The sequence below is a fragment of the Lentilactobacillus kefiri genome (genome assembly GCF_007989105.1).
GTDB lineage: Bacteria > Bacillota > Bacilli > Lactobacillales > Lactobacillaceae > Lentilactobacillus > Lentilactobacillus kefiri.
Genome location: NZ_BJVK01000027.1, coordinates 1 through 22,184, shown reverse-complemented (window position 1 = coordinate 22,184; position 22,184 = coordinate 1). Strand labels below are relative to the sequence as shown.

The window sequence follows — 22,184 nt, the reverse complement described above, 5'->3', positions numbered from 1 at the left end:
TAATGACAAACGAAACAATTCAAACTTTAACAATTGCCGGAACTGATAGCGGTGGTGGTGCCGGTGTTATGGCCGACATCAAGACCATGCAGATGCGGCACGTTTTCTCAGCTGCCGTCATTGTGGCCGTTACCGCTCAAAATACGATCGGGGTTCAAGATTTCATGCCAATTCCGAAAAAATTGATTGATGAACAATTTGCCTCAGTGGCATCTGATTTAAAGATCCGTGCCTGCAAGACGGGGATGCTTGCGGATGTCGCCACCGTTGAAGCGGTTGTTGAAAACCTCAAGAAATATGATTTGGGTACTTTGACCGTTGACCCGGTCATGGTAGCCAAAGGCGGTGCCCGACTGCTCTCAGAGGATGCCATTAAAACGGTTCGTGAACAATTATTGCCTTTAGCCGACATTTTGACACCTAATTTACCGGAAGCCGAAGAATTAACCGGGATGAAGATTGAAAGCAAAGATCAGATGATTGATGCTGCCAAGAAGCTCCAAGACCTGGGCGTTAAAAATGTCTTGATCAAGGGTGGCCATCAGACTGAATCAAAGGAATCTTCTGATTTCATCCTGCTTGAAAGCGGCAAATCGTTCTGGGTCAGCGCTCCTCGAATTGATACGGTTCGAACTCACGGAACCGGCGACACGCTTTCATCATGTATTACTGCTGAAATTGCCAAGGGTGCTGATGTGGAAACGGCCATTCGAATCGGTAAGAAATACGTTCAGGCAACCATCGCCAATGGGATTCAAGTTGGCCATGGTCACGGACCGTTGAATCACTGGGCAACCTTTGAAGGGGACGGTGAATAATATGGGAATGAAATTCGAGCCGGATATGCTGCGGGCATATTTCATTGCCGGCACTCAAGATATCAAAGATAAGAGTAAGACGCTGCAGGAAGTTGCCAAGCAGGCAATGGAAGCCGGCATTACCGCATTTCAGTACCGTGAAAAAGGTCCAGGATCATTGTCCGGATCTGCAAGGGATGAAATGGCGGCCGACCTTCGAGAGATGTGCAGTGATTATGAAATTCCATTTATTGTCGATGATGACGTCGATCTGGCGATCAAGACCAATGCGGATGGCATTCACGTGGGCCAAAAGGACGAACGGGTTACCAAAGTGATTGAACAGGTTGGTACCAAAATGTTTGTCGGCCTTTCTTGTGATACCAAAGAACAAATTGATATTGCCAATCACATCGATGGCATCAGCTATCTTGGAAGTGGCCCAGTATTTCCAACCGGTTCCAAAGCGGATGCGGATCCTGTAATCGGTGTCGATGGATTGGCAAAATTAGTTAAAGTCAGTCAATTACCGGTTGTGGCAATTGGCGGGATTACCGAAAAAAATATCGTTGAATTGCCGAAGACCGGAGTTACCGGTGTTTCAGTCATTTCAATGATTGCCCAAAGCGATGATATTTTTCGCACGGTGAAGGTAATGAATGATACATTCAGAGTGTGACGAGCAATGGGTGAGCGCAAAATAGGCTCAGCAGTGTAAAAGGGCTCAATGTAAAATCAAATAATATTGAATATAAAATTAAAAGATTGGGGCAGGATGAATTCCTGTTCCAATATTTTTTGGTTGTTTTAGTTTTTGGGGGTTTGAGGGTTCTAGTTACGGTTGTTGTTTATTACTTTTATTTAGCCGAAACGTGTTCCGACGACCCAGATGCTAACTTCTAAGAAAACTTTGATTAAAGCCCTCAAGACCAGGGCTTTAATCAAAGTTCCCTTAGAAACCGCATCTCCCGGGTCTCGTCACACTCTAATCCAAATTAAATCCTTCCACATCCGCCTTTGGCAGCTGGTTTACTTCACCCGTCATTGTCTTCATGACATCGGTGTTGTTTCTTGTATAGTAGTAAACTTTGTACGGCGCTGTTGCGTCCTGCTTTCCTTTATATGTTTCAAGGACTGGCTGCTTAAATCCAGCGACGTTTCGATTGCTTACTCTTGCCAAGCTGACATCGGACGTATTTGGTGTGCCAAATGCCTTCCAAGTCTTTGACGATGTCGGGCCGAAGACGAAGTAGTTTCCTGATCGGTCGTAAAATGTCTGATCTGAATGATAGCTGACACTGTGCTTACCGAAATAGATGTCGGCTTTATTGCCATACCAAGCACCTCTAAATGTTTTGGAAACTTCACTTGGGTTTGATGCCGACGCATCGTTGTGATGATGGGCAACCACGCCTGAAACCCCGATTGTGGCTACAAAGATTAATGTTAATAATACTGTAATTGTCGACTTTTTCATGATTATCCGCTCCCCGGATCTATCTCTACCTATTAACACTTATAGCGTAACGCGGCAATGTAAATTAAGTGTAAATATTAGGTATCAAGAATGTATAAAATCCATATTACCCTCAGATTACAAATGTTAGGTTTGGATGAAAAACATGCATAAAACTTGTGATTTAGTGTAAAAGTCGGTTTAATAGAAGGTGAACACATTTTTATTATGCAAAAATTTAATTGGGGTGAGATTGAATGAAAGGACATTTTAAATTAGCTCTAGCAGCTGCACTGGTCTTTGCAACTGCCGGAGTATTTGGCATTGCCGCACCGAGTGCCAATGCGGATGTCATTGCAAATCCTGGTTCTGCAGGATCAATTCCGCAAGTTAATTCCGGCAACGTGCTGAAAGATTACAATGAGAATTCACTCAATGTAGTCAACAACTCGACGCCACAGGGGAATGTAAGTAAAAAGTATACAAAATATTCACTGGATCCAACTGGTTACAACTACGGTAATTCATACAACACAATTGCCGGCAGTTCACAAAGTAATACATTTAAGACCAAATTTTTCCTGCCAGATGGATTTAACGTTTCCAACTTCCAACATGGTAACTTCCAAAGTGTAACCCTTGATGGTGACGGTAATATTTACTTCATCGAATCAAACGGTACCAACACTAACCAAGGTGCTATTGTTAAGTTCAACATGGCCAAGCTTCAGCAATTAGGTGTTGGATCGGATGTATTGTTGTTATGGCGTGCATTTGATTACTTCAACCCATACACAACTGATGGTCAGGCTCATAACGATGAATACAACCAAGTCAACGCTCAATTACAGGGTGCATTCAGCAAGGTTCAATCATTAACAACTACTTTGAACCAAAACAAGTCTTGGCAGAATAACCAGAACAACTACATGAAGAATGCGCAAAAGTGGTACTACAGCTGGAAGAACAAGAAAGCTAAGTACAACAAGATTGCCAAGTCTTCAAGATATTCATACAACACCCGTGCCAAAGCTAAGAAGACTGTGAAGACAGCTACTTCGAAGATGGCTCGTTGGATGAAGTCATACAAGATGCACAAAGCTAAGATTGCCAAATACAATACTAAGATCAGCGGCATTCAATCACAGATTGATACTTACCAAGGTCAAATTGACGATGCCAAGGCTCAAAACCCTGACATGTTCAAATACGTTGATATTGCCCAAACCGCTCAATTGTCACCAGAAGTTGATATTGGCCATGGTCAAACATTGTCATACAACCCACAGAACAAGCATATCTACTTAGCCGAAGATAATACTTTGACTGACCTTGCTTCACGTGATGACAACAACACGGTTCTTGAAATGGATCCAAACACTTTGAAGCCAATCCGTGAATACAACTTCAAGATGTACCATGGTGATAGTGCCAACCTTCAGTTACACACATTGGCATTTGATAAAGATGGTAATGCCTACTGGGGTCGTAAGTTAAATGGTGGTTATATGTTCTTCTATGGTCGTCTTGACGAAAATGGTGTCAGCTTCCAAGCTTCGTCATCAATGGTCGGCAAACGTGGTGGATCAACTAACCAAGGTGTTGCAGTCAACCCTGCAAATAACCGTTTGTACTTTGTTTCTGATGATATTTTAACTTCAGTACCAACATCACAAGTTCAAAGCGGTAACTTCTCAGCTAACGATATTCACTATCAAGCCTTTGATTCAGGCCGTGAGTTCGAGAGCTTAGCCTTTGACCAAGATGGTTACGGCTACTTGTTGGCATTGTGGCCACCTGAGTTGATGCAGTCAACTGAACCATTGAATTAGTTCAATAAGTTTGTAAATTCAAAAAGATTCAAGCCTTTAATTGGGCTTGGATCTTTTTTATGGCTAAACAGCGGGGGCAATGCGTTATCAAGTAGCCGGCGGATACATTACTGCCAATGCCAAATTTGTGAAAACAATCAAATAGCCAATAAAAAAATTCAAGTTCAGAATTCGAACTTGAATTTTTTTATTGTCTCGGAATGCTTGAACGGTAATGGTTTCAATTACTTACTTACTTTTAATGGGTTGACGGAAAGATAACTTATTTGTTAAGTTAGGCTTGTGAAGTGGCTAGGGGAATTGTGAGCGCAAATGGTTGACACACGTGTCATAATGGCTGTTTTACGATAGATCATCAGGGATGTAAGCATAATAAATTTGTTCTGGGGGGAATGAATGATGAAATATAGCGTTTTTTTAGGCAACTTGAAGAAGTCGGTCTTTGCGATTGTAATGATTCTTCTTTCAGTTGTCTTTTTGTCTGGATCGCTAAATGCGCATGCCCAAGCAGTTAATGGGTCACCAACGCTTTCGGCAGTTCAGAACACTTTGTCACAAGCAACAACGAATCCGAATAAAGCCGTGCCCAATGATCCGAGCTTGGATTCAGCATCATCGACTAAGGAATCCGGTGTTATCTTGAAGAATAGTACGGTCCAACTTGACCCCGCTATTTTTAAAGATCCGAAAACGGAAAACAACTTCTATCCGGGCGACACCATCAACATGCTTGCCTTGATTGAAGCGTAAGGAACCGGGCAGGATTATGTCGATGGCCATGTCAAAATTTATTTGAGTAAGGATATCTTTAACGAAGTCTCAGATAATGACATTTCATCCAGTGATTTCTTGTCGTCTCCGGCCAAAGTCACCGAAACGGATACGGATTGGGTTATCAATATGAACTTGAATAAGGTTCCAAGTGGTGCCCATATCGGGATTCCGTTTATCGCAACTTTAAAGCCTGGCAAGATTCATAACAATAAGGACTATAAAGTTCCAAGCGAATATTACGACAGTAAGAATACGTTACTGTTTAAGACCGATGACTTCGCCATCCATACGCAAACAACTGATCCAACCTCGTACGGTCCCGGAGTCTCTGAGGATTTGGATGCCAGTGATTGGGATTCAAATGATGCTTTGAAGGCCGCAACCGATGTATCCGTAAATGGAAGCGGATTTAATTATTATGACTATCTGCCAAGTCTCCATTATACAAACCATAGTGAGCCTGGTGATTATACAGTATCTGTTAAGCTTCCTGCAGGGTACAAAGTCCCTTCGGGCGGTGCTGGTAATTGGACGTATGACGCTGCCAAAAATACGTTAACTCAAAAAGTGACGTTGGATACAACGAATGCCACAAGTTCAGATAGTATCCAATCGTTAGGTAGCTTTACATTGACCGTACCAAAGGGCTATAAAGCAGGTACTTCAGTGGAGCTGCCAACTACCACTACCGGTCCTAACGGGGATGTGTCGACAAACAGTTATTATTTGAATCTTGATAAAACCTATGTCAATCCGCCGACTCCAGATTACTTTTATCCATATGCCGGTAAGTCTATGAAGTTCCAAGATATTGGCTCTTCATCCGATGTCAATAGAATTAAATCATCGACACCAGTTGTTTCTACATTGCAGCCAATGAGGTACTATAATTCCAATGGCACCAGCAAGACGCCTAGTTCGATGGCATTGAGCAGTGTTGAAGACAATCCACAATTTGATTATCCAACTAATGAAATTTCCTTTGTTGACAGTAGTAGCATAAGTTCCAGCAAGCAGGACGAATTAAACGACAATACGGTCACTGGAACGTATATGGACGGTTCGACACAAAAGAAAGTAACACTTGGATCTGTCCAATTTGGCAAACCGCTGAAATATAATGAGCAAAATTATACCAATATTACGGTTACTTTCAAATCTCCAGTTGATTTGAGTTTAAACGAGCTTGAAAACGTTGAATTGCAAATTACCGGTCATATGACTGATGACACGATCAACGCCTTCAAGAAGAGTAATAATACCCAGCGCGACTATGACAACGCTATGACGGCAACATTTACCAAGACTAAGCTTTCATCCTATACAGGTTCACTCAGTACCGATGGCTATGTCTATTTAAACCAAGATATGCCAACCATCGGTTATTATGATTATGACAGTGACGGTAACGGCTTAAGTCTTTCTGGTCAAAATGATCAGAATGGTACAGTTCAAATGCTTGGTGGTAAGCCGTTAATCGCCCAAATGGGTGTTTATGCCTATAACAACGGCAGTGATAAACTGCAACCCAAAGACGGTAAAGTAGTTTTCATTGTTCCAGATGGCATTTCGTATGATTCAAAAGATACGGCTGATGTCCAAAATCTAAAGAACATCAAAACCGTTCAAAACTATGCGGGTTCAGGTAAAACTGCCGTGATTGGCGACATTACCAACCCAAGTAGTTTTGAAACATCAAGTGGAACCATCAACTATCAAGTGCCATTAACTGATGATGGTTCGATGATTTCTGGTTCATATAATATCCAGTCATTCTTTGTCTTCACTAACAATAATGGTAAGCCCGGAAATATGACTGATTTCCAAGTTGACAGCAATGCAAAACGGACCGCTGACACTTATGGAATTTATTCATCAACTAACAACAAGGACAATGTCATTTCCGACACCAAAGACTTTACTTACCTGCCTGACCGTAAGCTGGTCATGGTCAATAAAGTAAAGGTCTTTGACCCTGAGACAAATGCTTGGAGTGAACCGGTACGAAATACTGGTGACAATGCCTTCATCGGTGACAAGCTTGAGTATGTCGACACTATGTCCAATGATGGACTTTCACCATATACCTACTTGGATGTCGTGGGAGTCTTACCTTACCCAGGTGATGAAAAGATCGATGGCAGTCGGGGCTCCAATGTTCAAATGCACATTACAGGGCCGATTAAGTTGGATACGGACGGTTATACCGTTTCCTATTCAACTGCCAAGCCTGACAAGACGCTCTTGAATAACTACAAAGCAACCTTCACTTCTGATGTATCGAAGTGGACTGCATCCGATTGGAATAAGGTCACGATGATTCGGATCACATCCAAATCAGGAACTGTCTTGAATATCAATCAGACGGTCAACTTCACTTATCCATCAGTTGTACCAAGCGTTGCCAAGGACAGTTCAATCGCCAACAAGGCGACAGGAATTAATACCTTTATTGTCCGGACCAGTGATCACGATGTGAACTTACTGGAATCCAAGTCGGCAACTGTTAATATCAAGCAGCCTTACGTTCCGGTAAACCTCCAATTCTGGACGAAAGACCAGGATGGCACTGAACATCAAATTGCCACCGCAAAACAGTTTGCCGATCAAAAGATTGGTTCGAAGTTCACTAAGAACGCCGCCGATTTTCCAATTGATCACTACATCCCAGTCGATAGTAAAGATCATACAATCACGGTCAGCCGAAATGCCAACAATAACGTATTGAAATTATGGTATAAGGCAAAGCCAAATGACGCCACTGTCAAAGGCGTTGTTAAGTTCCAGGATATGTCGGGGAACTCCCTGGCAAAGGATGTCGCCTTCAGCGGAACCACCGGTTATCGATATGACGTTAATACGATCGATGCCGTTAAGACCGCATCCAAGAAGATTTTGGGTGAAGGATACTTCCTTTCCGCAACGGTTGGCGCACCAACCGGAATCTTTGCTTTAGGCAAGCCGGTAAAGGTTATCTTCAAGTATGACAAGCATGTCACACCACCTAACCCAAATCCGAAACCGAAGCCAAATCCAAATCCAAATCCTAATCCAACACCAAATCCAACTCCAACTCCGACGCCAACACCGGTTCCAGGTCCAAACGAGCCGGATAATGTTGCAAAGAAGAACGAAGCGGTTTACGCCTTGAAGAAGGTGTACCTCTACCAGAAGCCAACCTTTAAGAAGTCACAGCGTAAAGCCAGTTATGTATCCAAGCCACGAGTTTACCGTCCAATGTTTGTTGTAACGGGTTATGCCCGTTCAGCTAATGGCATCTTGCGGTACAAAGTCCGTGACGTCAACCATCTGACAAAGAACCGTCATAAGACTGGTTACATTACCGCACGATGGGCTTATATCCGTCCGGTTTATTATCAAAGCAAACACAAGACCATCACCGTGATCAATCCACGTGGGGTCAACGAATATAAGAAAGCCAACTTGACTGGTAAGGTTCGTAACTTCAAGCAGGGTAAGGTACTTAAAGTTAAGAAATTTATCCACCACAACTTGACGACCCGATATGTTTTGACAAATGGTCACTACATTACCGGTAACCGGAAGTTGATCAAGATGGGCAAGACGCACTTCCCTAAGTACGTTAAAGCTAAGAAAGCTGTTAACCGTTATAAGACAGTTAACTTGCACCACAAGAACAAGCATTACAAGAAGGGTAAGGTATTCAAGGTTTACCGCATTGACTACTCACATGCCAACAGTGTTACCAAGCACGGCACCATGCGTTACCGGGTAGCCGGTGGGTATATTGCCGCCAACCCTAAGTTCATGAAGACAGTTAAATAGTCTAAATGGATGCAAAAATCCGCGAGCAAGTAAAATTGTTCGCGGATTTTTAGTGTTTTTACTTGTAAGCCTGCTTGATGCCGGCAATGTCACCGGAAGTAATCGTGTTATCGCAAATTGATGGATACATGACGCTATGGGGATCGGTCGAATGTCCTAGTCCCAGGGCATGGCCAAGTTCATGTTCCCCAACATGGACGCGCTCCGAAGTGGTGTATTTGAAGTAGCTGCAGTTATTGGCGTAAATCGTTGAGGTAGTGGGCGCCAAAATATGGAGGCCGTTTTTCGTCGTATTAAAATATTTGATGAAAGTCATCCCGGCATAATTTAAATTCTGCGTGGTTGTCACCTGCAGGGTAATATCCGGATGGCTGTCAGTTGTTGGAATTAAATTGACCGCTTCGGTGCTATTCCAGGCATCAACCGCCTGTTGCCAAATGTTTGCATAATAGGCCGAAGTTTGATCGATTTTATATGTAATGGTATTAGTTGGCCAACGGTATTTGGCGGGCGTTATCACCATGGAATTCGGCTGTGATTGCTGTGACTGTGAAGTCTTTTTGGCAATGATCGCTGGTTTCTTGGCTTGCCGTTTTGAGTGGTGCGCTTTGCCTCTTTTGGCATATGCAATTTCGGTACTTGATTGTGGTGCGGCCTGAGCAGTGGCTGATCCAATGAGAAGGGCAGTAAAGGCAATGAGAATGATTGCCTGACTTGCCACGAGGAATTTGATGATTCGTTTCATGATGACACTCCATAATATTTTATTTGGTGAATCGTCCCTCCATACATCCCCGTGTACAGCAATTCACTACTGAAATTGATTATACTATCTTATTATTTAATTGCAATAGTAGTATAACCGATAAGTGATAATACAACATCCCATAAAAAGTTTATGACCACTTTGTTTTAGTTAGTAGAACTGTGTGTTTAAACAAAAAAAGCAGCCGTTTTATCAACGACTGCTTGCTTCTTGTTCTGTGTACAATTCAAATAAGTAAAATCCAGTGATGGGACTTTTAAATATTTCAGTTTTACACCATTGTTGCTTGTTATACCTAAACGTGTTCCGACGGCCGGCTGAAAGCCTGCCAAGTCCTGTGGGCGACGCCCAGCTAAAAGCCTGCCAAGCATACTTGGCGACGGGCCTACCCAGCCCTCGTCACACTCTAAACGTGTTCCGCCTCACCCGTTGCTAGTCACACTCTAAACGTGTTCCGACGGGCCTGACGCTAACTTCTAAGGATACTTAAATCAAAGTTCCAAAACCAGGAACTTCAATTCAAGCACCCTTAGAAACCGCGTCACCCAGCCCTCGTCACACTCTCCTAAAAGAAATACCATCCCGCTAACATCAAGCCTACCAAGCTTGTCAGGACAAAGACAATTCCCAGTGTCCAGAAGATGTTGGCCGACAAATTGTGGTGGGTCTTTCTTGCAAAGCCGATTTCCAACAATGCAATAACTGCCAAGCCCAAGATGACCTTAACGCTTCCCAGTACCGGGTCGCGCGGGACTCTGAACAGCGCCAGCATGAAGCCGGATGCCAAAATAGGGATGTATAGAACTCTTGTAATCATCATAAAGATCATCGACATTTTATCTTTCAAAGCAAATGCCAATACCATCGTGACGATCAGGCAAATCCATGAGATCAAATGAATGTTTACCCAAATCAATATAACTGCCTCCTAATTAGTCTGTAGTTTAGTATAGTATTATTTGTTTGCTTTGTGCAAAGGGTAACAGACATATTTCTTGCTAACCCTTGTTAAATGGGCTATTTTTGAGGTAATGAGATGACCAATCGAGGGGGTAGTCACAATGGATGGATTAACTTATACTCAGGAATTTGTACTATGTGTGCTGAACCAAAAGCCGAAAATCAGTGCGTTTAAAAATCGTAAAGTGGCGGCTTGCCTGCTTTTGTCAGAAATTGTCGAGCTGCTAAAAGACGGTACGATGGCACTGACACCTGCTAATCGAATGGTCATTGCACCGGTGTCCAAAGCACCAGTCGATTATCTCAAGCCGATTACGGAAAACATTAAAGGCGGTCAACCGCAGTCTGTCAGCAATTATGTTCGGGATGCTGTCTTATCAATCAGAAGACGTCGGGTGACCAAATTCGCCCAGGCAATCTGTGACTCATTGGTTAAAGATGGTTATCTGGAAGAGGATCACAAGACCTATTACGATAATCAGACGTTGACCGATCGCATTTTGACCCAGCTGTATAATGATGCCACGGCAAAAAAAGAGCCTTCGGAAAAGAATTCGATGTTGGCAATTCTTTTGGTTAACTCCGGGTTGATTGATCAGATTTTTCCAAAGGATGAAGCTCAGACCGTCAAGCTCCGATTAAAGGAAGTTATGAGATCCGGCCAGTATCATTTGATTTCAGATGTTACCAAGAAAATTAATACGGATTTGGGTACGATTATTGACGCAGTTTCGTTTGCCCGTTAATGGATGGGCCTCAAATTAAACTCATAAAAAATCACCACAACATGAGAAATATTGATTCCACGTTATGGTGATTTTTATTAGTTTCGTTGTAAGGCATTCAATGCGGTCACATAGTTCATGGTTGGCAGGCTGCCGGCTTTGAAGTCAGCAAGCTTACTTTCTTCGATGCCCATGACTTTGATGGCCTGGTCGTCTGAAAGACCAGCTTTTTGTTGGGCGTCCTTGATCCGCTTGAGCAGTTCCTCTGGTGATAGGCTCAACAGATACAGCCGTTTGATCTGGGTCAAGGTTCCCTGATAGGCACTTTCGGGTGCTGTCTTTGCCCGGTAGGCCTTAATTTCATCCGGGTCGAATTCCACAATATTGAACAGGTAATCATCTGCCAAGTTCAATTTGTGCTGATATGATTCAATTTCGGTGAGCATTTCATTAATTGTCATGTCTAACTCCATTGCTTTATTTAAATTTTCGGATCTTTCTTCTTATCTATAATATGACAAATCATCCGAGATTTCTAATCGAATTGCACTTTGGCGCCACAAACGCACCGGGAATACTTAATGTCACTGTAACGTTGCATATGATAGGATAGAACTGTAATAATAAAAATTAAAGGTGGTAAATAAATTGGCAGAAAATAATGATTGGCAATTAGTAGGTATTCGCTTGGACAACTTGAACTTTGATCGGAGCAACTTCAATCCTCAAAAGGGTCCTCAGATTAACGCTGAAACTCAACTCACATTGCCTGCAGACCCAACAGGTAAGACAGCAATGCCCGTTGTTCAAGTTACTTCAACATTCAAATTGTATGACAAGGAAATCTCTAAGAGCTACTTCAACGCAAAGATTGCCGGTGTCTTCAAAGTTCCCGACAACTTGACTAACGATGACGCCATTCAAAAGTCAATTGATGACGACAAAGACTTGCGTAACAGCTTTGCTCAACCAGTTGTTGATTACTTAATCTCAACTTTGGCTGACTTAACCTTGAAAGCATTTGGTACACCAACCATTTTGCGTCGTGAACAACTTATCGAAACATTATTTGGCGCAAAACAAAACTAATATCGATTTAATGAACCGGAGCATAAGTATTCTGTACTTATGTTCCGGTTTTTGAGTACTTCAAAGGGGGAGAACTGGCGACAATCCAGCATCTCCAGTACCAAAATTGCTAGAATTGCGTTAAAATGAATCAATATGCAAATCGTAAAGCATCACGAATGGAGGAGCAAATGAGCTACTTAGAGTTACATAACATTAAAAAATCCTATTATCTTGCCAGCGAGGAATTCCCGGTATTGACTGGAATTGACCTGTCATTTGAACAGGGTGAATTCGTTTCAATCGTCGGTGAATCCGGTGGTGGAAAGACGACCTTGATGAATATCATTGGTGGTCTGGATAGTAATTATTCCGGGGATGTTGTCTTAAACGGCAAGTCTCTGCGCCACGATACCGCCAAACAGTTGGATGCGTACCGCCGTCAGACAATTGGCTTTATCTTTCAAAACTTTGATTTGATCAGCCATTTGACCGTCTTTAACAACGTCATGGTTTCCCTGCAGATGACCAAATTAAGCCATAAGCAGCAGGAAGCCCGAGCTCGTCAATTACTTGAACAGGTGGGCTTGAAAGACCACATGCGCAAGTATCCCAACCAATTATCCGGTGGTCAAAAGCAGCGGGTGGCAATCGCCCGGGCGTTGGCATCCGATCCGGAAATCATCATTGCTGATGAGCCAACTGGTGCGTTGGACAGCCAAAACACCCAGGAAATTTTGACACTGCTGGACCAAATTGCCAAGGACGGCAAGCTGGTTATCACGGTTACCCACTCGGAAACGGTGGCTAATCACGGAACCCGAATCGTTCGCCTGGCCGATGGAAAAATCAGTGAGGACAAGAAACTCAAGCCGGGTTACGAAAAATCACAAGCCAACGAACTGGCAACCCACACATTGAGATTTGGCGCTACCTTGAAGATGGCACTGGAGAACATGCGCTACAACTTGAAGCGAAACCTGTTGATTGTCTTTGGCGCAGCGATTGGAATCTTCAGTGTGATTGTGATGCTGGGACTGGGAAATGGTGTTCAAGGATACATTAACCACGAAATTTATTCCCAGGTTAATCCAAATGCGGTTCAGGTAACGAAAAACGTGCCGACAGACTCCAACACGGATATGACCAAAGTCAGCATGCAGAAGAAGGACCAGAACCGTTTAAAGGATATCAAGAACGTTGATAGTGTGAAGAATGGCTACTTCGTTCAAGGCGGTACGCAATTGCGGATGGGCCGCAAGACAGCCTCAATCTCATTTATGCAGACCCATAACAGCACGATGCTGACCAAGAGTATTTCCAAAGGCCACGCACCCAAGAATAATGAGATTATGCTGACCAAAGAATATGCTCAGAAGCTGAACAAGAAGCACCCATATTCTTTGATTGGGAAGAAAGTTACCTTCTATCAAAATACGTTAAATAGTAAAAAGCGCCCGGTCATGTTGAGCAAGACACTGAAGATCAGTGGGATTGCCAAGGCCGGTACGGGATCGACTTCAATTACCTATAACACAATGAAGTCATTGTACAAATCAAAGGGAATTAAGATTCAGCCTAACTTCGTCACGGTTGAAATCAAAGGTGACGTTAAGAACGTTAAGCCGGTTCAAAACAAGATTAAAGCCTTCAAGAATGATAAGAAGAAAGCAGCCTACCAAATCACCGGTGTCGGTGGCTTCGTGGATACGTTGAACACCTACATTACTTTGGCAGTTAATGTCTTGGCAACAATTGCCGGCATTTCACTGTTGGTATCAGCAATCATGATTATTGTGGTGCTGTACATCAGTGTTTCGGAACGAACCAAGGAAATCGGAATTCTTCGTGCTTTGGGTTCATCTAAGGGAAGTATCAGAAACCTGTTCTTCTCGGAAGCATTCTTCATTGGATTGTTCTCATCGGCGTTGGCAATTGCCCTGGCAGAATTGCTGCAAGTGGTTGCCAATCATATTGCCCAAAGTGGGATTAATTATTCAATCATGCAGATCACAACCGGAAATGTCATATTCGGATTCGTGGTAGCCATCTTGATCTCATTGTTGGCGGCATTGGCCCCAGCAGCATCGGCAGCAAGATTGGATCCAATTGAGAGTTTGAGTTATGAATAAGTGTGCGACGAGCCCCGGGTTGACCCCGGAGCACAAGTGAAAAATGCTATTGATGAACGTTCTTTGTTCATCGATAGCATTTTTTATTTGTGCAGTAGGGGTCAGGGGTGTCGGAGCATAGCTCAAAGGTAGAAGGGAGCACTAAATAAAATAAGAGCTACAACCCCTATAACCTAAGCCAAAAAAGACAATGCGAAAAGGCCCACCAATCCACTAATCCACCAATAAATTGATAAATTCTTTCGTATATAAACTGAGTGTTGAAGTTCTGCTACATGTTATAATCAAGTTATAATTCAGAAGATGTTCTCAGGAGGTAAGCGAAATGAATAAAGTGAAAGTTCGAAAAATTGGAAATTCGTTGGGGGTTATATTACCCAAAGAAAGTGGTGTCCATGAGGGGGATTTATTAGATTTGGATATTGAAGCAGATAAGATTGTTTTAGGCAAAAAAGAAGCTCAGTTGGCTCAAGACCGGGCAACAATTGAAAAAGCCTTCGAGGATGTTGATAACGGTAAATTATTGACTGAAGCCGATATGGCCCGTAAATTTGGCAAGTATGGGTGGCATGACTAGTGGAAAAGTATGAATTACTTTATACTGATTCATTTGCGAATTCTTTAGACACATTCATTTCAGACTGGAAAAAGTTGAAATTATCTCAGAAAAAGATTGACCAGTATGTCCAGAAAATATTTGAGCTGGTTCATTCATTAGAATATTTTTCGGATCGATTTGCAGATGTCACTGACTTGTACCAGTTTGATCAGCGAACCCGACGGATTTTGATTGGCAGGCAATATGCCATCATGTATCGGGTCGACCAGAAAAGCAGGCGGGTGTACGTCGGAAGTCTAGTCAGTCAAACACAAATGAACTTTAAGTTTTAATCATTCAACGAGAACAACATCAACACTGGGGAATGGTCGGGATGGCCATTCCTTCTTTTTGTAAGGTATTGACAACCCACATATGTGGTATACAATACTACATAAATAGTATTTGAAACTACGTACAAGTTAAAAGGAGACTGCCGATGCCTGAAAAGATAGCGATTCTAGCTGATTCCGGTTCTGATGTGCCTGCAGAACTGTTAAACAAATACGATAATATTGAGGTTGCACCAATGCTTGTGACCATGGCAGGCGAGGAGTACCGTGACAATGTCGATATCACGCCGGAGGAATTTTATGCCCGACTTGGTAAAGCCGACCAATTTCCAAAGACCGCCGCACCTACTCAAGGAAGCGTGGAAGCCCACGTTGATGCATTGAGAAAACGCGGCTTTAATCACATCATTGGGATTACCGTTTCAGCCAAGCTGTCAACGACATTTGGAATCTTCACAAATGTGGCCCGTGAATTGACCGACATCAAAATGGAAGTTATTAATACCAAGAATATTGGGATCGGCAGTGGACTGTTTGCCGTTTATGCCGAAGAAATGATCGACTGTGGTCAGAGCTTCGAGGAGACGATGAGTTTTCTCAAGCAGTCAATTAAGAACAGTCGGACATTCTTCTATATTCCAAGCTTGAAATATCTCCGAGCTGGCGGACGCATTGGCCGGGTTGCCGGTCTTGTTGGTTCCGTATTGAACATCAAGCCGGTGATTGCTACCGATTCTAACGGGGTTTATTTCCCAGTTGCCAAAGCCCGTTCCGAACAAAAAGCCATTTCTAAAATGGTTGCGCTGGTTGAAAAACTGATTGCTGCCAACAAGAGTGTTCGTGTTGGGGTGGCCAACGGTGCCGATGTTCCCCTCCAGGAAAAAGTCTATGACCGCTTGCACAAGACTTTTCCACAGCTTAAAATCTATAGAGGAAGTATTTCACCGGCGCTGGGTGTTCACACAGGCCCCGGTCTGGTTGGCGTGGGCGTTCACATTGGTGAAGGCAAATAATATAAGGGAGTGATTCAATGCCAAAGACGACCACTGAACTGCAAATTAAATTACCATTGTGGGATGAGCTGCCGACATTTTCACTTCATCTGGACCAGTTATTGGATCTGACGAACGGATATTTGGAGCCAATTATTGGCGATAAAATTACCAAGACAATGCTCCACAACTATTTTAAAGCCAAGATATTAATGCCACCGGTTAAGAAAAAGTACCAGCGAACTCAGTTGGCCGGCGCAATTGTCGTGGGATTGCTGAAGAACATCTTTCGGCTCGACGAAGTGAAGGGCGGTTTGATTGCCCTGCTTGGAACCGGCTCACCGAAGAACGGTTATAATAACTTTGTGATCATGTTTAATGAGCAGGCTGCTAAAGCGGGGAAGGAACTTTCCGATCCCACCAGCTTGGAATTAAAATCTGCCAGTCAGGCAACTTTAATGCAGTATGACGCTGTTCAATCAATTTTATTCTGGCTGTCGGCGAAGAACAGACTTGATGGATTAATGGATTGCACTAAAAACGAAGCAGCGACAAAAGATTAATTTTGCCGCTGCTTTTTATTATGTAGATTTGAAATTTTAAGTGTTCAAGAAAATTTGTTAAAATATTATCAAACTTTCAAGGTATAATATAGTTAAATAATAAATTATATATTCGTTGTGGGAGGGAATTAAACATGACTAAACGGTTAAATAAAATTGGCTTGTGGATGCTGGCCGTGGGGGCATTGCTGCTGACGCTTGTTGTTGGTGGGTTAAATGCGCAGGCTGATGTAGATCCAAATGGGGCTGAGGCAACCATTAATATTATTGATACTAAGGGGAATGTTCTAAAAGCACCGGAAAAGATCACATATGGACCAGATCTTAAGAATAAAAATGTTACTGTTCCAGGATACCCAGTTTCAGAAACTTTGAGGAATGTGGAAATAGCCTACGATAATCCAGCACTTACTGTACTATATAAATCAAGTAAATATACTGCAAATGAAAAAGACCAAGCTTTGGATGCTTATCAAACATTTATTCCTTCTCAAAATCTTGACCCATCAAATACTCGTATTACGAAAGAGGAACTTGCTGCTGAAGACGGGCCGTACAAAATTCAGTGTACAACAATGAGTGATGGACTCGCCAAATTCATGGATTTTATGGCGATAGGAATTGCCTTTTACAAGTCAGAAAATGTTAATTTTGAATATTTGAATCTAGGAATGGTTCCAACCTCATTCACTGTTATCTACGACTACCAAGAAGCCACCATGCCGGTTGAATACGTCAACGACAATAATGGTCAGGTTGTTAAAAAAGATACGATTACTGGTTTCTTAGGAAAGAAGGCCGACTACACACCAGTTGCTCCATCAGGCTATCAGTTAGTTTCCAGCAAGGCTGTCAGCTATGACTTGAGCAGTAAGACCAACGCCAAGATGGTCATTCATGTTGTTCCGATCCGTGTCGCACCGGTAAATCCGACTCCTGTGACGCCAACACCTGTCACTCCGCCAACCAATGATAATTGGAATCCAACGACACCAAAGCCAGCTGATGGCAAGACAGGACTTCCTAATTATGCCGAAGCTAAGAAGTCTGCTATCTATGCTATCAAGCCGATTTACATGTACAGTTCACCAAACTTTACGAAGAGCGATCGAATTGCCAAATATCCAATGAAGACTCGCTTGAACCGGCCAATGTTTGTCATTACCGGTTACGCTCGTTCCAATAACGGTGCATTGCGGTACAAGGTTCGTGATGTGAACCACGGTAGCAAGACCGCTGGTAAAGTTGGCTACATTACTGCCAACAGAAAATACGTCGAAAGTGTCTACTACAAGTCAATTCCCAAGAGCAAGAAGATCACGGTCATTTCCAAGAAGGGTGTCAATGCTTATCGACACGCCAACTTGACTGGGAAAACGGCTCATTACAAGAAAGGCGCTCATCTTCGGGTTACGAAGCTGGTTAAGCATAATTTGACCACTCGGTACCAGTTGCCAAATGGCCGTTACGTAACTGCCAATAAGTTGTTGGTTATTCAAGGAACCTATTAATTGAAATCAAAAGTTCACTGTCCTTTTGCGACAGTGAACTTTTTTGATGGAAAAGATTTCAAATCACTCCGAAAATTTGTTGGGGAAACATCTCCAAGCGAGTATACTTGATTCACACAAGGAGTGTCGATAATGTATACCGAAAAAATTGCTTATTTATATATTGAAAACCAAGTCAATCATCAGTCTGCCAGCAGTTACTTTTTAATTGACAAAAATCAGCCCAGCATTGAGTTGACGGTTAACTGGTCGTTCTTTAACCTGCGCAAGGGTAATGATTATTTCATTAATTTTTCCATTATTCGGGATGGTGCAGTAATGGTCTGGAATCAACAAGAGACGCCGGTTGATACCAAATCAATGGTAAGTGAACCCTATGATTCAATGTGGGCGAAATACAAACCGAAAATTTCAAAGCCCAAAGTTGGTACGTATCAAATGACCATCGAATTGTTGAATTCAAAGAAGGACTATGTGGATTCCAATACATCCTATTTTGAAATTGCTTTGAAAGATGACGAGAATTCGTCAGCGAAAAATGATAAATAAGCCCAAAAACAATGAAAGTGCCCACAGCAACCAGCCGTGAGCACCTTTTCATATCTATTTAACTCTTAATAATACCAATCCATGTCCGGCAATCGTCCAAACTTCTGGCATGTTCTGCACTGCGGTGGGGAACATATTCCAGTGACCTTCGGGGCTTTCCTTGAGCTTGTCGGTTTCTTCCTGATCCCTGGCGTTCAGATGCAACTCCTGTCCCCGGGGGAGATTATCAATCGTATAGAGCATGTATAAGTCGAATTCATTTTCGGGAATGTTGGTTTTACCGGTCTTTGGATCGTACTCATAGGTTCCCTTTTCGACTTCAACATCATACTGAGGTGTCTTTCCTTCATATATTCGGGGTTCTTGAGGTGCCGCAGCTTCCGTTTGTTCCTCCCCAACATTGAGCATGCTGAAACAGATGATCGCAACACCAAAGCAGGCAATTGATATAAGAAATATGATTCCATATGATTGCATTATAATTCCCCCAAATATCCATTAGTACTTAATTATAATTCAATATGTGATGGAAGAGTAAAAATATTAGAATAACATACTAACAGATTGAATTTGAAAGTGAATTTTGTATAATAATGTGTGACATGTGATAGTACCGATCCAGACAAAGAGGTGTTGATTATACCAATGAAGGACAAAACAATTTCAATAAGAGTCAGTGAACAAATAGCAGATAAAGCTAAACGGAATTTGGAAAATGCTGGAATTACTGTTTCAGAATATTTACGAATGGCTTTAATTTCGGCTGCTGAAAACGGTGTGACTGACTTGCTCAATTCTCCAGAAGCAATGGAGGCTAAGTATGACACTGAACATGGGAAAACAAAGGATATTGGTACGCTCGAAGACTATAAGAAGTGGTCTGACAGCTTATGAACCAAGTTTGGGTTGGAGCTATCCGTGGTTTAAAAAAGTTAATCATCAATTACTGACAAATAAGTTATCATAAAAATCATATCAGACAAAAAGCGTTCGCCATTACCACTGAGGTAACAGCGAACGCCTTTGCATTCTTTCAAGCTTATTGTTGAAAGGTGTCATTTCGATGCTCAAACACCAGATTTTCGACATAAAGCCGGAGTCGGTCAGGCATTGTTTGAGGTACTAACATGAAGACTGTGCAATCATCGTGGGTCGAAAATAGTGTATCTTTGACAACCCCATCAACTTTGAAGACGCCGTCCACTGAACGATAAACATCATAACCAAGTTCAGATGAAGTGTATCCAATGGCATCGCTCATTTCATCCATAGATGTATTGGCAACTGTTTTAGTGAGGCCAATGACGTCACCATGATCAAAATCAAAGATATGGTAACGCCTGTCATTTGGGGCAAATGTTCTAATGACTGCTCTGTAGTGGCCTGAGTTTTTCTTATATTGTTTCTTTACTCGTTTCAATTTTTCGGCGTTCATTGTTTCAAGACTCCTAACATGTGCCATTCATTTCCAATGGGGTTCACGATTACAACTAAATTTGTTATAGCATACAACATTTAGTGATAGAGCACAATTCAAATTCAATCGATTTAGTCGATAATTCTGGTTGTATTCTCCCAATCACCCACATATAATCGACCTGTACAATAAAATATACGTGGTCTGGGGTGCCGAGAGGCTGAGAAATACCCATCGAACCTGATGCAGTTAGAACTGCCGAAGGAAGCACCAGAGTGCGAGGAGAGCCGGGTGGTGCGGTTTCTAAGGCGAAATTGATTTAAATCCAGATTTTGGATTTAAATTAATTTTGACTTAGAAGTCAGCGCCAGGCTTGTCCGAGCACGTTTAATCAAGGTAACATTGGTGCTCAAAAGAAAGCCGATGTTACTTTTTCTACTCCAAGCTCCCCGAACCACATTGGGAGGAACAACCATGTCATTATCTCAAGATATCTTGTTTGAAGCACAGCCGTACTTGATCGCCAATGAAAAGCATCCGTTTGTTCAAGGCATTATCACCGGTAAATTAACGCCGGAGCAGCTCAGCTATTATGATGAGCAGGACATTGCCTTTGAATATAACGAGGTTGGCGTGATCAATGCGTTAATCAACTACAGTACGAATACCAACCAGGCCTTGCTGTTCCACAAGCGCCAAGACTTACAGCTTCACATGCTTCATGATTGGCTGGCCCGGGAACCAGAGTCAATGCCACACAATTGGCAAACCCTCAAGCAGACAACGATTCAGCCGATCAATCAAATGTACCGTCAGCACATGGTGGCCACCATTCAAACCCACAGTGTTCTCCAAATTCTACCATCCTTTGCCGCAGGGGAGTGGATGTACATTGAGTTGGGTAAATGGATGCGAAATCAAACCAGAGTCCAGGAACAGCCGTTCAAGGACTTCTTGAACATTGGCGGTGGTGACTTCGAAGGACCAAATGGTTACATTCAAAAGTTCTTCGACATCATCGACCATGAAGCTGAATCAGCTACCAAACGTGAGCAGGAACAAGCCAAGCAGACATTCCTGAAGAGCTGCTTGTTAGAGTGGTACTTCTGGGATGCCGCCTACAAACAGATTACTTGGAATGATTGGAAAGACATTGCGTTGAACGGAAAAGATAACGCCATGCTGTAATTTATAATTTATTGAATGAGATGGGCTTCTTCACGGAAGCCCATCTTTTGCGCTTTGATCAAGTAAAACGTTCATCTTGTGATTTAATTAACAGTCAATTTATAATAACCTACAATCTCGTTATATTTTCTCATCAAATTCATAGAATTGCCTCAAAATGTATTGATTAATGAATAGAAACCGCTTACAATACCACTAATATATCAATTATCCCAGTCACAATACAATCTATCTAAGAGGCAAAATCAAATGGAAATAAACAGATTTAAGGTTTTAGCTGAAACAGGAATCATGTCACGGCCAGCAACCCGATTGGTCATTGCTGCGCAGAACTATGTCTCAAATGTCAGGCTGACTTACAATGGCAAGACGGTCAATCTCAAATCAATCATGGGCGTGATGTCATTGGGAATCCCACAGGGCAGTTATATCCAAATTTCCACAAGCGGTGACGATGAACAGGAAGCGATGGCTGGGATCGTTGAATATCTCCAAGACGGCCACGTTGTTGAACAAGTTGAATTGGATGCAAGCTAGATATTATTTTAAATACGTTAATAAGGATGTGGTCAAATTGACCGCATCCTTTTTCGTTTCCTCGGATGAATATGTAAAACGGCTTTTGGGGCCCGCAAAGCCTGACCATAATTATATGTTACTAATTGATATAAGAACAACCTGGTTATGTTAAAATAAACTTGTAAACGGGGTTACATAGTCATTTATAAAAACATTTGAGGGGTGGTATTATGGATC

The 22,184-nt window shown here is 42.4% G+C and carries 22 protein-coding genes, 1 pseudogene and 1 riboswitch; of the genes and pseudogenes, 17 read left to right on the top strand and 6 right to left on the bottom strand.

The window, feature by feature from the left end; genetic code table 11:
- Window positions 1-2 precede the first annotated feature (2 nt).
- Both thiD and thiE read left to right on the top strand, forming a co-directional pair.
- Window positions 3-818: a bifunctional hydroxymethylpyrimidine kinase/phosphomethylpyrimidine kinase gene (gene thiD / locus LKE01_RS08865; protein ID WP_056982757.1), complete on the top strand. Its 816-nt coding sequence runs from the start codon at window positions 3-5 to the stop codon at window positions 816-818.
- 1 nt (window position 819) lies between these two features.
- Entirely contained in the window at window positions 820-1,476 is a 657-nt protein-coding gene (gene thiE, locus LKE01_RS08860) for a thiamine phosphate synthase (protein ID WP_056982760.1), read from the top strand.
- 306 nt (window positions 1,477-1,782) lie between these two features.
- Here thiE and LKE01_RS08855 read toward each other — a convergent pair whose 3' ends face one another.
- Window positions 1,783-2,274: a hypothetical protein gene (locus LKE01_RS08855; protein WP_095344973.1), complete on the bottom strand. Its 492-nt coding sequence runs from the start codon at window positions 2,272-2,274 to the stop codon at window positions 1,783-1,785.
- 236 nt (window positions 2,275-2,510) lie between these two features.
- Between LKE01_RS08855 and LKE01_RS08850 the strand changes: the two genes are divergently transcribed.
- The 3 genes from LKE01_RS08850 (at window position 2,511) to LKE01_RS12200 (ending at window position 8,666) form a co-directional block, all read left to right on the top strand.
- Window positions 2,511-4,085: a hypothetical protein gene (locus tag LKE01_RS08850; RefSeq protein WP_056982762.1), complete on the top strand. Its 1,575-nt coding sequence runs from the start codon at window positions 2,511-2,513 to the stop codon at window positions 4,083-4,085.
- Window positions 4,086-4,484: 399 nt separating this feature from the next.
- Window positions 4,485-4,835, top strand: coding sequence for a hypothetical protein (locus LKE01_RS08845; RefSeq protein ID WP_143443139.1), 351 nt, complete (start codon window positions 4,485-4,487; stop codon window positions 4,833-4,835).
- Between the two features lie 42 nt (window positions 4,836-4,877).
- A complete protein-coding gene (locus LKE01_RS12200) occupies window positions 4,878-8,666 on the top strand; it encodes a DUF5776 domain-containing protein (protein ID WP_056982766.1) in 3,789 nt (1,262 codons plus the stop codon).
- A 58-nt stretch (window positions 8,667-8,724) separates the two neighbouring features.
- On the opposite strand, the gene LKE01_RS08835 is transcribed toward LKE01_RS12200, so the two are convergent.
- Both LKE01_RS08835 and LKE01_RS08830 read right to left on the bottom strand, forming a co-directional pair.
- The gene (locus LKE01_RS08835; protein WP_054769480.1) at window positions 8,725-9,411 is read right to left on the bottom strand and encodes a matrixin family metalloprotease; all 687 of its coding nucleotides are present in this window, start codon (window positions 9,409-9,411) and stop codon (window positions 8,725-8,727) included.
- A gap of 586 nt (window positions 9,412-9,997) precedes the next feature.
- Window positions 9,998-10,348 (bottom strand): YisL family protein, encoded by a 351-nt coding sequence (locus LKE01_RS08830; protein ID WP_054769482.1) that lies wholly within the window; start codon window positions 10,346-10,348, stop codon window positions 9,998-10,000.
- Window positions 10,349-10,493: 145 nt separating this feature from the next.
- Here LKE01_RS08830 and LKE01_RS08825 point away from each other — a divergent pair, with 145 nt between their 5' ends.
- On the top strand, window positions 10,494-11,138 hold the full coding sequence (locus LKE01_RS08825; RefSeq protein WP_056982769.1) for a GPP34 family phosphoprotein: 645 nt from the start codon (window positions 10,494-10,496) through the stop codon (window positions 11,136-11,138).
- A 77-nt stretch (window positions 11,139-11,215) separates the two neighbouring features.
- On the opposite strand, the gene LKE01_RS08820 is transcribed toward LKE01_RS08825, so the two are convergent.
- Entirely contained in the window at window positions 11,216-11,578 is a 363-nt protein-coding gene (locus tag LKE01_RS08820; RefSeq protein WP_056982772.1) for a hypothetical protein, read from the bottom strand.
- 187 nt (window positions 11,579-11,765) lie between these two features.
- On the opposite strand from LKE01_RS08820, the gene LKE01_RS08815 reads away from it, so the two are divergent.
- The 8 genes and pseudogenes from LKE01_RS08815 to LKE01_RS08780 all read left to right on the top strand — a co-directional run bounded on the left by LKE01_RS08815 (window position 11,766) and on the right by LKE01_RS08780 (window position 18,823).
- Complete coding sequence (locus LKE01_RS08815; protein ID WP_054769483.1) at window positions 11,766-12,206, top strand: hypothetical protein; 441 nt, start codon at window positions 11,766-11,768, stop codon at window positions 12,204-12,206.
- Between the two features lie 170 nt (window positions 12,207-12,376).
- Window positions 12,377-14,317, top strand: coding sequence for an ABC transporter ATP-binding protein/permease (locus LKE01_RS08810; protein WP_056982774.1), 1,941 nt, complete (start codon window positions 12,377-12,379; stop codon window positions 14,315-14,317).
- 325 nt (window positions 14,318-14,642) lie between these two features.
- Window positions 14,643-14,894 (top strand): AbrB/MazE/SpoVT family DNA-binding domain-containing protein, encoded by a 252-nt coding sequence (locus LKE01_RS08805; protein ID WP_054769484.1) that lies wholly within the window; start codon window positions 14,643-14,645, stop codon window positions 14,892-14,894.
- Window positions 14,894-15,208, top strand: coding sequence for a hypothetical protein (locus LKE01_RS08800; RefSeq protein WP_054769485.1), 315 nt, complete (start codon window positions 14,894-14,896; stop codon window positions 15,206-15,208). The genes LKE01_RS08805 and LKE01_RS08800 overlap by 1 nt, the downstream gene beginning before the upstream one ends.
- Before the next feature lie 146 nt (window positions 15,209-15,354).
- Window positions 15,355-16,221: a DegV family protein gene (locus LKE01_RS08795; protein WP_056982775.1), complete on the top strand. Its 867-nt coding sequence runs from the start codon at window positions 15,355-15,357 to the stop codon at window positions 16,219-16,221.
- 17 nt (window positions 16,222-16,238) lie between these two features.
- A complete protein-coding gene (locus LKE01_RS08790; protein WP_054769486.1) occupies window positions 16,239-16,763 on the top strand; it encodes a DUF1836 domain-containing protein in 525 nt (174 codons plus the stop codon).
- A 1,055-nt stretch (window positions 16,764-17,818) separates the two neighbouring features.
- Window positions 17,819-18,274: pseudogene (locus LKE01_RS12445) on the top strand (DUF5776 domain-containing protein); the annotation flags it as partial.
- A 132-nt stretch (window positions 18,275-18,406) separates the two neighbouring features.
- On the top strand, window positions 18,407-18,823 hold the full coding sequence (locus LKE01_RS08780; protein ID WP_056982777.1) for a hypothetical protein: 417 nt from the start codon (window positions 18,407-18,409) through the stop codon (window positions 18,821-18,823).
- A gap of 54 nt (window positions 18,824-18,877) precedes the next feature.
- Here the strand turns inward: LKE01_RS08780 and LKE01_RS08775 are convergent, their stop codons facing one another.
- The gene (locus LKE01_RS08775) at window positions 18,878-19,300 is read right to left on the bottom strand and encodes a hypothetical protein (protein ID WP_054769489.1); all 423 of its coding nucleotides are present in this window, start codon (window positions 19,298-19,300) and stop codon (window positions 18,878-18,880) included.
- Between the two features lie 168 nt (window positions 19,301-19,468).
- Here LKE01_RS08775 and LKE01_RS08770 point away from each other — a divergent pair, with 168 nt between their 5' ends.
- Complete coding sequence (locus LKE01_RS08770; protein ID WP_225364707.1) at window positions 19,469-19,717, top strand: plasmid mobilization protein; 249 nt, start codon at window positions 19,469-19,471, stop codon at window positions 19,715-19,717.
- Between the two features lie 145 nt (window positions 19,718-19,862).
- Here LKE01_RS08770 and LKE01_RS08765 read toward each other — a convergent pair whose 3' ends face one another.
- Entirely contained in the window at window positions 19,863-20,258 is a 396-nt protein-coding gene (locus LKE01_RS08765) for a hypothetical protein (protein WP_054769491.1), read from the bottom strand.
- Between the two features lie 177 nt (window positions 20,259-20,435).
- A riboswitch (TPP riboswitch) is annotated at window positions 20,436-20,525 on the top strand.
- Between the two features lie 189 nt (window positions 20,526-20,714).
- Between LKE01_RS08765 and LKE01_RS08760 the strand changes: the two genes are divergently transcribed.
- Both LKE01_RS08760 and LKE01_RS08755 read left to right on the top strand, forming a co-directional pair.
- The gene (locus LKE01_RS08760; RefSeq protein WP_056982780.1) at window positions 20,715-21,428 is read left to right on the top strand and encodes a thiaminase II/PqqC family protein; all 714 of its coding nucleotides are present in this window, start codon (window positions 20,715-20,717) and stop codon (window positions 21,426-21,428) included.
- A gap of 249 nt (window positions 21,429-21,677) precedes the next feature.
- The gene (locus LKE01_RS08755; protein ID WP_056982781.1) at window positions 21,678-21,965 is read left to right on the top strand and encodes a phosphocarrier protein HPr; all 288 of its coding nucleotides are present in this window, start codon (window positions 21,678-21,680) and stop codon (window positions 21,963-21,965) included.
- The last annotated feature ends 219 nt before the right edge of the window (window positions 21,966-22,184 follow it).